10 protein-coding genes are annotated in these 13,074 nt (G+C 45.0%); 5 read left to right on the plus strand and 5 right to left on the minus strand.

The window, feature by feature from the left end; translation table 11 throughout:
• Positions 1–13: 13 nt before the first annotated feature.
• On the plus strand, positions 14–373 hold the full coding sequence (locus tag ACJA3J_RS20880; RefSeq protein ID WP_089650612.1) for a DUF488 domain-containing protein: 360 nt from the start codon (positions 14–16) through the stop codon (positions 371–373).
• A 159-nt stretch (positions 374–532) separates the two neighbouring features.
• Here ACJA3J_RS20880 and ACJA3J_RS20885 read toward each other — a convergent pair whose 3' ends face one another.
• The 3 genes from ACJA3J_RS20885 to ACJA3J_RS20895 all read right to left on the minus strand — a co-directional run bounded on the left by ACJA3J_RS20885 (position 533) and on the right by ACJA3J_RS20895 (position 4,149).
• Positions 533–1,816: a globin-coupled sensor protein gene (locus ACJA3J_RS20885; protein WP_406945172.1), complete on the minus strand. Its 1,284-nt coding sequence runs from the start codon at positions 1,814–1,816 to the stop codon at positions 533–535.
• 685 nt (positions 1,817–2,501) lie between these two features.
• A complete protein-coding gene (locus ACJA3J_RS20890; RefSeq protein WP_167449461.1) occupies positions 2,502–2,669 on the minus strand; it encodes a hypothetical protein in 168 nt (55 codons plus the stop codon).
• Positions 2,670–2,730: 61 nt separating this feature from the next.
• Positions 2,731–4,149 (minus strand): NAD(P)H-binding protein, encoded by a 1,419-nt coding sequence (locus ACJA3J_RS20895; protein ID WP_406945173.1) that lies wholly within the window; start codon positions 4,147–4,149, stop codon positions 2,731–2,733.
• 388 nt (positions 4,150–4,537) lie between these two features.
• Here ACJA3J_RS20895 and ACJA3J_RS20900 point away from each other — a divergent pair, with 388 nt between their 5' ends.
• The 3 genes from ACJA3J_RS20900 (at position 4,538) to ACJA3J_RS20910 (ending at position 9,443) form a co-directional block, all read left to right on the plus strand.
• Positions 4,538–5,752 (plus strand): dicarboxylate/amino acid:cation symporter, encoded by a 1,215-nt coding sequence (locus tag ACJA3J_RS20900; RefSeq protein ID WP_089650615.1) that lies wholly within the window; start codon positions 4,538–4,540, stop codon positions 5,750–5,752.
• Between the two features lie 736 nt (positions 5,753–6,488).
• Positions 6,489–7,883 carry a sodium/glutamate symporter gene (locus tag ACJA3J_RS20905; protein ID WP_089650616.1) on the plus strand — a complete coding sequence of 465 codons (1,395 nt, stop codon included), beginning with the start codon at positions 6,489–6,491 and terminating at the stop codon, positions 7,881–7,883.
• Between the two features lie 162 nt (positions 7,884–8,045).
• The gene (locus ACJA3J_RS20910) at positions 8,046–9,443 is read left to right on the plus strand and encodes a DHA2 family efflux MFS transporter permease subunit (RefSeq protein WP_115893594.1); all 1,398 of its coding nucleotides are present in this window, start codon (positions 8,046–8,048) and stop codon (positions 9,441–9,443) included.
• Positions 9,444–9,498: 55 nt separating this feature from the next.
• Here the strand turns inward: ACJA3J_RS20910 and ACJA3J_RS20915 are convergent, their stop codons facing one another.
• Positions 9,499–9,849, minus strand: coding sequence for a YidH family protein (locus ACJA3J_RS20915; RefSeq protein ID WP_089650618.1), 351 nt, complete (start codon positions 9,847–9,849; stop codon positions 9,499–9,501).
• 200 nt (positions 9,850–10,049) lie between these two features.
• Here ACJA3J_RS20915 and ACJA3J_RS20920 point away from each other — a divergent pair, with 200 nt between their 5' ends.
• The gene (locus ACJA3J_RS20920) at positions 10,050–11,699 is read left to right on the plus strand and encodes a CoA-disulfide reductase (protein ID WP_406945174.1); all 1,650 of its coding nucleotides are present in this window, start codon (positions 10,050–10,052) and stop codon (positions 11,697–11,699) included.
• A gap of 35 nt (positions 11,700–11,734) precedes the next feature.
• Here the strand turns inward: ACJA3J_RS20920 and ACJA3J_RS20925 are convergent, their stop codons facing one another.
• The gene (locus ACJA3J_RS20925; RefSeq protein WP_406945175.1) at positions 11,735–13,039 is read right to left on the minus strand and encodes a PucR family transcriptional regulator; all 1,305 of its coding nucleotides are present in this window, start codon (positions 13,037–13,039) and stop codon (positions 11,735–11,737) included.
• Positions 13,040–13,074 lie beyond the last annotated feature (35 nt).

A 13,074-nucleotide genomic window follows, 5' to 3' on the forward strand; every position in this document is an offset into this window, starting at 1 on the left:
GGAAGAAACATACATGTCCATCGTTTTAAAACGTATTTACGATGATGAAAAACAAACAGGAGGATACCGGATCCTCATTGATCGTGTGTGGCCACGGGGTATTTCAAAAGAAAAGGCGCAACTGGATGAATGGGCTAAAGAACTCACGCCAACCTCTTCCCTCAGACAATGGTTTAATCATGACCCTGACAAATTCAATGAATTTGAATCCAAGTACAAAAAGGAACTGCACCAATCTGAGGAGGCAAAATCAAAGAAAAAAGAATTGCAAGAGATCGCTCAAAACCATCGGGTGGTTCTTTTGTATGGAGCAAAAAATGAAAAGCACAACCATGCCATCGTATTGAAGGATTGGCTTGAGAATCAGGATTGAGAACGGGGAGCGCTTAATTTTTCAGGCCTCCCCCTTCCCCTTCTTCTCGTATCCTGGTTCTACCCCCGGCTGACCGTGAAATGTAAACATTCGCCCCAATGAAATCCATGATTAATACATTGGCGGGAACCTGCCATATAGCTGGTTCGCTTTTCACATCTAATCTGTAAGCTCCGTCAACTGTTGAGAGGAAGCCGCCACCTTATAAACCGCCCCATTGATTTCCTCGATGACCTGAGCGAATTGTTCAAGCTCTGCTTCAATCCCTGCATTATACGCTTTGTTTTGGCCCATCGCAGATACGATTTCAGTGAAAAATTGATTGATTTGATCCATGCTGTCTGCACCTTCAGAAATCATGGTGTTGATGTTGCCGACATTACTAGAAACGTTATGGATCTGTCCACTTGTAGTGGAGATTAAATCTGACACCTCTGCTACTGAATTCTGCGTCTGCTCAGACAACTTCCGTACTTCATTTGCGACGACGGTAAAACCTGCGCCGTGCTCACCAGCTCTTGCAGCTTCAATCGATGCATTCAATGAGAGTAAATTCGTTTGTTCTGCAATGGAAGAAACGATCGTTACGATTTTACTGATTTCTTCAGCGACATGCTTCAATTTTTCCATGTCCCCAGAGATTTCATTGATGTTTTCTTGAATCTGGTTCATTTGTTTTTGCTGAATTTCCAGGCGCTTCTTCCCATCCATCGACTGCTGCTCCACTTGTTGAGCGACTTTGGAACCTTTTTTGGAATCACCGACAATTTTATCTGTCTGTTCCGTCAATTGCTCTGTGGATGCACTCGCCTGTTGAGAGACAGCTGCTACCTCTTCAGACATTTGATCCACTCTACGATACGCCTCTTCCCTTTTCTCCACTTCAATCTGACGGAGCTCCTCTGCTTCTTCCTGGAACATCTCAAGAACGAGCTGCTGCTCAATATTTAGGATTTTAGTCGTTGCACGTGTTGCCTGACCATAATGCTCACTTGGAAGCTCCTGTTCATAAATGTCCATGAAAGATAATAATAGGTCCTGGAAAGCACACATGTACCATTTCGGTTCCAGCCCAATTTTTAAATGCACGGTCGCAATTCTTTTTCTTTTTTCAATAAAAGTGGTATCAATCGTCCCGTTGAACATTTCCTGAATATGAACCGTCAATGTCTGTTTTAAACGATCGATAGAACTATGATTATTGATGATCCGTTCTAAGGATGGTTCATTTTCCAAATTTTTATAAAATTGGGTCACGATTTGATCGATGTGATTACTGATCATTGGCTTTAATGATTGCAGGATCGCCAAATCCTGTTCACTAAGATGAACCATTTTAAACTGTGTATGTAGATCAGAATCTTTTGGTATTTTAATGACCCCGGTAAACCCTTCCCCAAGCGGCCTGACTTCCTCTTTTTTCTTTGTCATGAATAAACCCATGTTCATCCCCCTTAAGTTGACTCTCTCTTCTAGTAATATCGACTTAAATGATCGAACAGTTAAGTAAGATTCCACATCCCCCCAAACGCTCCCTATTTTGGAAGACTCAAATTCGGGATAACCGGGGTTCGTTGCTGAGTTGAGCAGCAGGGGTGTCTGGGAAGCAACTCGCTTTCCTGTGGGGGAGCGCCGAGCTTCCTCGGACTTCGTCCTGCGGGATCTCGCCTATCTCCTTCTCCCACGGGAGTCTCGCAGCTTCCCAACCACCCCTTTCCATGCAGGAGAGAAACGAACCTCTTTACGATGAAAGGATATCTTCCACTATCCTAGCGTTATAAGCACACAGCGCTCTACAGCAAGCTTTAGCATCCGGAATAGCGTCCTATCCACCTGTGTGTGAAATCGGCTCATTGCGTAGTTGGTTTCGAGACACCGGTATGGTAAAGGGGCGGAGGGGAATGGGGAGACTCCTGCGGGAAAAGAGTGCTAGGTGAGACCCCGCAGGACGGAGTCCGAGGAGGCTCATCGCGCTCCCGCGGAAAGCGATTCATTCCCCGTAGCCCCATCCACTCAAAAAACATCTCGAAACTGAGCCATCAACAATCCTCCCCTATAGTTGAACTACGTGAGTTTGTGAATGGAAAGAAAATCCCCCACACGGCATAATGCCGTGTGGGGGATTTGGTTACGCGTCAGCGTTGTATCCTAAACGCTCACGGTCTACGTACTCATTCGGAACTTCTCCGAAATGTGTACTGTGGTTTTTGAATTGAGCTTTCCGGCCATTCCGGTGCTCGCCATGACTCTTTCTTTCCTTGAACTGGCGATCCGGCTTTTTTTCCTTGTTGCCCATCCTAATCACCTCGTGTAAAACATAATGTCTTACACGGTTATTATGTTTCAATTACCTGAAATTATTCATGAACTTGAAACGATGGTTCATGTGTTCCCCATTTCTCCAAATGCCTGCGGAATAAGGCCATGACGATCAAATGTGCCTTTGCCTGGGTGTATTTGTATAAGAACCATGGCAATGATGGCATATAGTCATGAATGGCTACAACCGCTTCATCTTTCCCCGGAATTTTCCTAAATTCAAGTCTTCCCCTGACGTTTTTCTCTTTGTTAGTCAACCGGCCCCCCGATATATAATATAAGGCACGGTCCTTCGTGCTTCTTTCGGCTGAATAGGTGAATTCCAGTAGGGGGATGTCATTAAAGATCACCCCAATATGACAACAGTGGGTTTCATCTACGGTTGTTTTCACCCATGGATTCAACACCTTTTCCAGCCACTTCACATAGTACTTCCCAATCCAGTCTGCAGAATGGCCCTGAGGGAGCGGGATACGCTGGACAGAGCGGACATCATCCTGCATGGCAGGGAGGTTAGGTCTGTTCAATTTTTCTCTGGGTTGCTTTTCTTCCTCTTTCAGAGCCCACTCGGCCGCTTCCTCGAAAGGAGTTTTCCCTTCACTGATTCCATCCACTTTATTTTGGGACTGGGCGACCATTGGATGAATAAGACTTTCAATGAGTGGGTACACCATTTCTTTTGGTGCTCCTGTCACGAGTCTTACCCATAGCTTAGACAAATCAATGGTCAAAAAAGGGACATTGACCATAATTGGTTTCCTGCCTATAACGCCTGCCACTTTCTTCATCATCTCGTCATATGTCATCACATCTGGCCCCCCAACGTCTATCGAACGTCCTTTTAAGCTCTCTTCGCCGATACTTTGATCGAGCGACCCGATGACGTCCGGTAAGGCGATTGGCTGCGTTTTCGTCTTCGTCCATTGTGGGAGAACCATAAAAGGAAGACGCTTGACTAACTTTTTCAATATCGGAAACGAAGACCCTCTTGGGCCGACGATAAGTCCTGCACGGATCGTTGTCACAGGCACTCCATATGCCCCTAGAATCTTTTCCACTTCAAGTCGACTCTTCAAATGACGGGAAAGTCCTGGTTGGTCTTCAGGGATGATGCCGCTCAAATAAACGATTTGCTTCACTCCTACTTTTTTTGCAGCCTGAGCGAAATTATCAGCAAGGATGACATCCATATCTTCAAAAGATCCCTGGGTCAACTTAGCCGAGGGCATCATCGAGTGCACAAGATATACAGCGATATCCGCTCCATCGAGGCCTTTTTCTGCATCAGCCATCGAGTATAAATCGCACGATCGCCAAGTCACTTGGTCACTGTCTTCCTTTTCGTCTCCATTCCGGGATAGAGCGATGATATCAGCACGGCTTCTCAGCTTTTCCATTAAGTTCTGTCCTATATATCCACTCGCCCCTGCAAGAGCAACGACATTTTTCTTCTCCACACACGTCACTTCCTTTACGCTTTTTAAGCCTAGTACCCTTACCCACTCCGCATGTAACCCCTATCCTTTGAGCAATACTTAACTATATGGCAGGATAGTAGAAGACTCGATTTCGAGATGTTTACAAGAGTTTTGGCTGCGTGAAAGCGTCCCTTCCCACAAAGCCCTTCAACACCTCAAAAAATTTATCAAAACTGAGCCTTTCTACAATAGAGAATTTATATAGAAGATAAAGCATGGGATTTGAGGAAGGCTTTGATTAAGAGTATGTAAATGGTAAGCAACACCGTTGACATCCTTGACCACATGCCTTATCTTACTCTAGTAAACCTTAGTAAACCAATCAGTATTATTCTGTTTAAATATTAATAAAAAGGAGGGGTTCACCATGAGTAAGTTGTGGAGAATCTACACACAAACATCATTGATTAAAAAAATCACCGTAGCCCTGGTGCTCGGTGTATCCGTCGGTCTCCTGTTCGGAGAAGACGCTGCTGTTCTGGCCCCTTTTGGTGACCTATTGCTCCGTCTTCTGAAATTTATTATTGTACCGTTAATTCTATTTACCCTTATAGTTGGTATTAATCAGACGAACATCGGTTCATTAGGACGCATGGGAGGAAAGGTCTTCCTTTATTACCTTGGCACTTCCGCCCTTGCTATATTAGTGGGCGTGTCCGTCGCAACTTTGTTTAATCCGGGTACAGGGATGAGTCTTGGGAATGAAACCGTGGATGTTCCTGATAATCCTGGAGTCACCAGCGTGCTCTTAAACATCGTGCCTGAAAATATTCTTACAGCCTTAACGGAAATGAACTTGCTTGGAATCATCTTTACTGCGTTCGTCTTTGGTTTGGCGCTCTCTTACATGCGGTCGACCAACGCTTATCAAAGTCTGGGAGGGCATTTGTACAAAGTTATAAACGCTTTGAATGAAGCGACTTTAATCGTCATGAAGGGAATCCTTCAATATGTACCCATCGGCATATTTGCGATTATTGCTGAAGTTGTTGGTACACAAGGGGCGAACACGCTGTTGGAGTTAGGGAACTTCATCGTCGTCCTTTATGTAGGTTTACTTGTACAATTAGCTATTTATATCCTTTTCCTATTTATGAGCAAGCGAAAGCCGAATGCTTTCTTCAAAGAAGCACGCACTCCGATGTTAACAGCCTTTGTTACACAGAGCAGTTCAGGTACGCTGCCTGTTACACTAAATGCTGCGAATAACATGGGGTTGAATAAAAGTTTGTATGGCTTCAGCCTTCCTTTAGGAGCGACGATCAATATGGATGGTGCAGCTATTCGAATTGCGGTATCTGCTGTATTCGCAGCCAACATTATTGGTGATCCATTAAGCTTTGTCTCCATCCTTCAAATCGTCCTTGTTGGAACACTCGCTTCTGTCGGAACAGCTGGAGTCCCAGGTGCCGGAATCATTATGATTGCGACTGTGTTTTCACAAGTTGGACTGCCTATGGAAGCTGTCGCACTCCTCGCCTCCGTTGACGTTCTAATCGGTATGGGAGCGACAGCCCTAAACGTAACCGGCGACCTCGTCGGAACTTCACTCATTAATAAAACCGAAAAGAATCAATCTTAAAAACCCGAAATCCTCCGTCCTAAACAGACGGGGGATTTTTCGCTATATGGCAGGATTCTTGAAGGCTCAGTTTCGAGATGTTTTTTGAGTGGATGGGGCTGCGGGGAATGACTCGCTTTCCGCGGGAGCGCGGTGAGCCTCCTCAGGCTGACGCCTTGCGGGGTCTCACCAAGCACTTTTTTCCCGCAGGAGTCTCGCCATTCCCCTCCGCCCCTTTAACATGGGAGTGTCTCGAAACCACTTCTCGGAAACTCTGCTGGTATGCTCAAGCGAAGTGGAGAACAACGTACTCTCCCCAGTGTCAATCCGAATGTTAAAGCATGATATAGAGCGCTTTATGCTTGCAAGCCAGGGATAGTGGAAGACAGTCCTTCTTGGTGAAGGAGTTCGTATCTCACCTGTATGTAATGGGGTGGTTGGGAATCTGCGTGACTTCCGTGGGAGAAAGGATATAGGTGAGATCCCTTAGTGCTTCAGCCCGCCCGAGGAAGCTCGCCACTCCTCCACAGGAAAGCGAGTAGCTTCCCAACCACCCCTTACGCTCAACCAGGCAAACGAATCCCGGTTATCTCTAAACTGAATCTTCCACAATAGGGAGTTTTAGTTGAAGAAGTTATAAATGGAAAAAAATTTTATAAAAAATGTAGTTTCAACAAAAGAAATACCAGGGAAAGTGAGTATATATTAAAACTACTCAAATGGGAAAACATAACCCCAGTAAGAAAGAGGTGACCATATGACTCCGAATGAAATAGGCTTCGCACTCCTTTATATCGGTGTCTTCCTTTTGATCGGTAAAATCATCCGCGTCAAGTGGACGTTATTACAAAATTTATTCTTACCCTCATCCATTATCGGTGGGTTTATTGCACTCTTCCTTGGTCCCCAAGTACTCGGAAAATTCATGCCGGAAGACAGCTTTTTCTCGAATGGTGTCATGACAGAATCCATTACAGAGGTTTGGTCTGCCCTTCCTGGACTCATGATCAATGTAGTATTTGCTTCGCTTTTTCTCGGAGCTGCCATTCCTAAGTTAAAAGATATTTGGCATTACGCTGGTCCACAGTTGGCGCTTGGATGGTCTGTTGGCTGGGGGCAGTATGTGGTCGGGATTACACTTGCTGTCCTCGTCTTAGTTCCTTTCTTTGACCTCCCTGCTATGTCAGGAGCTTTGATTGAGGTCGCTTTTGAAGGTGGTCATGGGACGGCTGCCGGTATGGCGAGCACTTTCGAAGAGCTTGGTTTTGCCGAAGCTTTCGATTTAGCCATCGGCCTTGCGACGATCGGTGTATTATCCGGTGTCATTTTTGGAATCATCCTCATCAACTGGGGTGTTCGTAATAAAAAGACAAAAGTGATTGAAGACGTGGAAGACTTTTCTAATTTGAGAAAGCGTGGAGTTATGGAGTATCAAAACCGTGAACCAGCGGGGAAAATGACCTTACGCCCGGAATCAATTGAACCCTTATCTTTCCATTTATCCATCGTATTTATAGCTATTTTACTTGGTTGGTTATTGTTGCAAGGATTGATTGGTCTTGAGTCTATTACCATAGGTTCCGATTTTATGAGCTATATTCCATTATTCCCGCTCGCGATGATCGGCGGAATCGCTCTTCAAATCTTTTTCAGCAAAAAGGACAAGTACAACCTTGTTGATCGAAGAATGATCAACAGAATTCAAGGACTTGCGCTTGATATCCTTATTCTGTCGGCGATCTCTACAGTATCATTGGATGTCATCGGTGAATACCTCGTTCCATTTGTCATTCTAGCGGCTGCAGGGATTGCATGGAACTTGTTCGGTTTCCTCGTGCTTGCTCCTAGAATGATTCCGCAGTACTGGTTTGAACGTGGAATTGGAGACTTTGGACAATCGATGGGTGTCACTGCAACAGGGTTACTATTGATGCGCGTCGTCGATCCTGATAACGAGTCCCCTGCTTTTGAGGCATTCGGATACAAACAGCTCTTTTATGAACCCTTCTTAGGCGGAGGCTTTGTGACGGCCTTATCCGTTCCGTTCATTGCTCAATTCGGGCCTTGGCCGACGTTGATCGTAGCGGTCGCCATGACAGCAATCGGTATCTTTTTCGGACTCTTTTACTTCGGAAAAAAGAAAACAGCCTAAGCAAAACAACGTCTGCCATGAGCAGGCGTTGTTTTTTCGGCGATATAATATTAGAGGCCTAATTTTTTAATAGGAATTATATGCAGGATACTGAACAAATTACATTTCTTATGGTATGATATTTCATTAGTTGCCTAAGTAATTTAGAAAGAAGGTTAAATCATGTCATCTCAAGAAATTAATCGTGTCCCTTTGATGATCGTGCTTATTTCAGGCGCCTTTGTAGCTATATTAAACCAGACCCTGTTAGCTACGGCCCTGCCTCACATTATGGCCGATTTGAATTTGGACGCGAATACAGCGCAATGGCTGCAGTCGATCTTTATGTTAGTGAACGGAATCATGATCCCTATTACAGCCTTTTTAATTGAACGTTTTTCTACGAGAGGACTCTTTATGACAGCTGTTGGATTGTTCGCTTTCGGTACACTTGTCTGCGGGATCGCCCCTAACTTTTCGGTTCTTTTAACAGGAAGAGTGTTACAGGCTTCTGGTGCCGGGATTATCCTTCCTTTAATGCAGACGATTATGTTCCTTGTTTTCCCTATTGAAAAAAGAGGATCAGCAATGGGCATGTTCGGTCTCGTCATTGCCTTTGCACCGGCCATCGGACCGACATTGTCCGGCTGGCTCGTCGAGCAGTTCCCATGGAGAAGCTTGTTCTTCGTTATTTTACCGATTGCAATTGCAGACTTGATCGTCGCTTACTTCATTTTGAAAAACGTAACAAAGCAAACGTTCCCGAAAGTCGATCCGATTTCCATCATCCTGTCCACGTTCGGTTTCGGCGGACTTTTATATGGATTCAGTGTTGCCGGCAGTGCCAGCTTTTTAAGTCAGGAGGTGCTCCTTTCTTTAGCTGTCGGAGCGGTCACGTTGACGCTTTTCATCACCCGACAGATGAAATTGGAAAAACCGATTTTGGAATTCCGTATCTTCAAATATAAAGTCTTCACCCTGACGACCGCCCTGGGGATGATTGTTTTTATTTCCATGATTGGTGGGGCGGTCATTTTACCAATTCTCATGCAGGACATGCTCGGATTCACGGCCTTCGAGTCAGGTTTGATGCTATTGCCGGGTGCATTGTTAATGGGCATCATGAACCCGATCACCGGTCGTCTTTTTGATAAATTCGGTGCGCGCTGGCTTGCCATCATCGGTCTCGGACTGCTCATGGTTTCTACATTCCTTTTTACGAACCTTGATCCGTCGACGACCTTTCTATACTTGGCTCTCGTCAACTGTGTCCGTATGTTCGGAATTGCTATGGTGATGATGCCTGTAACAACAGCAGGACTCAACCAGCTGCCACAGCATTTGATGCCACACGGGACAGCCATGAACAATACGATGCGCCAAGTATCAGGGGCCGTTGGTACGGCCATGCTCGTTTCTGTCATGACGAGCCAGACCATTCCTTCTGAAGGAGTGACAGGCCTGATTCATGGAGTAAACGTCTCCTTTATTGTTGCTGGGATCTTTGCCGTTGCCGGTTTCATCATGGCTTTCTTCATTAAAAAATCCCGTCCGGATGAAGGTGAATTCAGTAACGCTTAAAAAAATCCAACACAAGGAAAGCCTCGCTGAAAAGTCAGCGAGGCTTTTTCTAGTATTATACAAAAAATAAATACGTGGTCACCAATATAAACAGCAAAAAGGCCACAGAAGTCATGTAGACAATAATACGGTGGGAGGATACAAAGCGGTTCTCATTGATGTTCTTCCGCGTATGATAATAGTTCACAGTCGCACCAATAATCGTCATTACGCCAAGAAACAAGGAGGAAATACTGACGAGCATAGCCAGACTGTTCGCCAACTCCCCTGCCGTCGGAAGGGCTGAAATATGGACCGTTGTAGCTAAAAACCCGATCCCGACAAGGGCAATACTCGTCCGGATCCAAGCTAAATAGGTGCGTTCATTGGCTAAGTGCTGCTGAATGAGCTTCATTTCATCTACCATCGGATCACCATCTCCTTTTCCACTATCTTTATCTTACAACGTCAGAAGCCCCTCATGCACGAATCCTCTTTTTCATTGGAAAAAGATTGTCACAAAATATACACGATGGGGTATATTGTATTTTAGGGGAACACAGAGTAAACTATAGATAAGACTTAATGTGAAGGGTTTCACATTTAGGAAAGAAGGGGAGGATTACGATGTCTAAAAAAATTATCATTGTGGGCGGTGTGGCCGGTGGTGCAACTGCTGCAGCCAGACTAAGACGCCTGAGTGAAGAAAATGAAATCATCATGATTGAAAAAGGACCTTACATTTCTTTCGCAAACTGCGGTTTACCCTATTATATAGGAGAAGTGATTACCGACCGAGACCGGCTCCTTGTCCAAACCGTCGAAGGCATGTCAAAAAAATTCAATCTGGATATCCGTAACCTTAGTGAAGCCATAAAGATCGACCGGGAGAAACAAACGCTCTCCATTCGCAAAGTGGATACAGGGGAAATGTATGAGGAAACGTACGATACACTCATTTTATCTCCTGGGGCAAAGCCTCTTGTTCCACCATTCAAAGGATTACAAGAAGCAGAAAATCTGTTTACTCTACGTACAGTCCCTGACACGGATAAAATTAAAGCGTGGGTGGACGAAAAAGCACCTGAACATGCCGTCATTATTGGTGGAGGGTTCATCGGTTTGGAAATGGCTGAAAACCTTGTCCACCGCGGGGTACAGGTGACGATTGTTGAACTTGGCAACCAGGTGATGGCCCCTCTTGATTACGAAATGGCAAGCATAGTAAATAAAGAGCTGAAAAAACATGGAGTGAACTTAATTTTCAATGACGGTGTCCAGGCATTTGAAGACCAGGGAAACAAAATCCTTTTACAGAGCGGCCGTTTCATTGATAGCGATTTACCAATCTTGTCCATCGGTGTCCAACCTGAAAACGACCTTGCTAAAAAAGCGAATCTCGAGATCGGATCCCGTGGAGGCATCCTCGTAAATGAACAACTTCAAACGAAGGATGAAAACATTTATGCGATCGGAGATGCGATAGAAGTCAAAGATTATATCCAGCAAACCCCTGCGATGATCCCACTTGCCTGGCCGGCCAACCGACAAGGGCGTTTGGTTGCCGACCACATCCATGGTCAACCCGTATCCTATTCAGGTACTTTGGGAACATCTGTAGCAAAAATTTTCGACCTTACCGTTGCGACTACCGGAAATAACGAAAAACTTTTGAAAGCTCTTCAAAAAGATTATGAAGCCATTCACATTCATCCGGCGTCAAACGCGTCCTATTATCCTGGCGGAAGTCCGATATCCTTAAAGTTGCTGTTCGATCCGAACACAGGAAGAATACTAGGGGCCCAAGGTGTCGGCATTAAAGGAGTAGAGAAAAGAATCGATGTGATCGCGACAGCCATAAAAGGGGACTTAAAGGTAACCGATCTGGCAGATTTGGAATTAGCCTATGCCCCTCCGTATTCATCAGCTAAAGACCCTGTCAACATGGCGGGTTACGTGGCTTCCAATGTGATGGATGGTGAAGTATCTGTTTTTCACTACCATGAAATAGCGGACCTCCTTGCAAAAGGGGAAATCATTGTAGATGTCAGAGAACCGAAAGAGAGAGAAAACGGAGCTATTGAAGGGTCCATCAACATTCCTTTAGGAGAACTACGGGACCGATTGAATGAACTGCCTAAAGATCGTCCTGTATATGTACACTGCCAGGTAGGTTTAAGAGGGTATCTAGCAACCACAATTCTCACACACAACGGTTATCAAGCCAAGAATTTGAGCGGTGGTTATAAAACTTACGAATGCGCCGTCCAGGCATAAGGAAAAGGAGGGGACATGATGGATGCCCCCTCCTTTTATTTTTGCAACGCTGCTTTGTATCGTTCATAATAGCTATCTACATTATTCAGTAACAACAACTCGGTATATAAATAAGCTTTCATATTGAAATCAGAGAAATCGATGTTCGTCAGCTCCTGGATTTGCTTGATCCTGTAATTCAGCGTATTGGGGTGGATGAACAGTTCACTCGCCGTCTGCTTTCCTTTTCCGTTGTTGGCAAGATAAGCTTCCAATGTGAAGAGGAGATCCGTCTGCTTTCTCGTGTCATTTTTGATCAACGTCAGCAAATCTTCACTGTAGTAATCCTCCGAACTGTTTTTTTCGTACAACGCCGCTAAGTATCGGTACAGGCCAAGTTTTGGAAACTCGCGTGGCATCGTTTCAGGACGCGGGCCGATGAAGTTCGCCGTTTCGATGACTTCCAACGCTTCGAGGAAGCTTTTTCGCATGTAATAAATCTTCGTGTATTCCTTCCCGACACCAATGAGGAAATGATAAAAATCTTCCTCCCCTGTTTCCACTTTGACGACATCAATGAGGTCACGGGCAATATCCCTTGATGAAAAGCGGTCGGATCCTCTTCCTTCAATGAACAGAATCAACTGAAATTCGGTCTTCAAGTAATACAGGTGGCGGTTCGTCCGGAAGCGGTTTACGGTGTTTTCCAAATCATCCAGCATCGACTTGTATTGAGGAGCAGTGACTGAAAAAACGACAATTGAAAAACGATCCGGGATCTTAAGTTGAGCGAGAGAGGCATCATGACGAAACTGGCTTTCGCTGGCGTATTCATGATGAAGCAGCTGCCAGAGAAGCTCCTCTTTCCGCCCTTCTTTGGCGTTCTCTTTCATGAATTGGTCATAGATCAACTTCCCGAGATGTCCGGTGATTTCCTCTAAAAAATCCATTTCCTCTTCGTTCAAAGATTGCTCCGATTCTTGAACCCACACGTAACCCAGCGTATGTCCAAGATGTTTGGCGGCAATGACGACCCGCTGTTGAAATCCAAGATCCTCCATGGGATGGACGCGGATAGGGTCCGATTGTTTTTCCAGACGAGTGACAATGCCTTCCTTCTTTAAACGATCAATAATGAAGATCGGACACTTTTTCGAAAGGATCGTTTTCTGCTGTGTCTGATCGAAATCATCAAACGTTGAACTATAAGCAATCAATTCGAAATTCTTATTTTCAATAATGACAGGCTTCTTCAACTTTGAACTGATCAGCTCTGTCGCTTTATGAATATCTTCTGCCTGAAGGATCAATTCTTTGACTTCCATAGGAATCCTGACCTTTCCGAGTAGGTTGAATGTCATGTATCGTTACCCTCCATTATATCGGTTGTGGATGG

It is taken from the genome of Halobacillus sp. SY10, from assembly GCF_045401165.1.
Classification (GTDB): Bacteria; Bacillota; Bacilli; order Bacillales; family Halobacillaceae; genus Halobacillus; species Halobacillus aidingensis.

Excerpts from the sequence above, each read along its gene's own strand:
- ACJA3J_RS20880 (WP_089650612.1), top strand. The coding sequence starts at position 14 with ATGTCCATCGTTTTAAAACGTATTTACGATGATGAAAAACAAACAGGA.
- ACJA3J_RS20885 (WP_406945172.1), bottom strand. The coding sequence starts at position 1,816 with ATGGGTTTATTCATGACAAAGAAAAAAGAGGAAGTCAGGCCGCTTGGG.
- ACJA3J_RS20890 (WP_167449461.1), bottom strand. The coding sequence starts at position 2,669 with ATGGGCAACAAGGAAAAAAAGCCGGATCGCCAGTTCAAGGAAAGAAAG.
- ACJA3J_RS20900 (WP_089650615.1), top strand. The coding sequence starts at position 4,538 with ATGAGTAAGTTGTGGAGAATCTACACACAAACATCATTGATTAAAAAA.
- ACJA3J_RS20905 (WP_089650616.1), top strand. The coding sequence starts at position 6,489 with ATGACTCCGAATGAAATAGGCTTCGCACTCCTTTATATCGGTGTCTTC.
- ACJA3J_RS20910 (WP_115893594.1), top strand. The coding sequence starts at position 8,046 with ATGTCATCTCAAGAAATTAATCGTGTCCCTTTGATGATCGTGCTTATT.
- ACJA3J_RS20915 (WP_089650618.1), bottom strand. The coding sequence starts at position 9,849 with ATGGTAGATGAAATGAAGCTCATTCAGCAGCACTTAGCCAATGAACGC.
- ACJA3J_RS20920 (WP_406945174.1), top strand. The coding sequence starts at position 10,050 with ATGTCTAAAAAAATTATCATTGTGGGCGGTGTGGCCGGTGGTGCAACT.
- ACJA3J_RS20925 (WP_406945175.1), bottom strand. The coding sequence starts at position 13,039 with ATGACATTCAACCTACTCGGAAAGGTCAGGATTCCTATGGAAGTCAAA.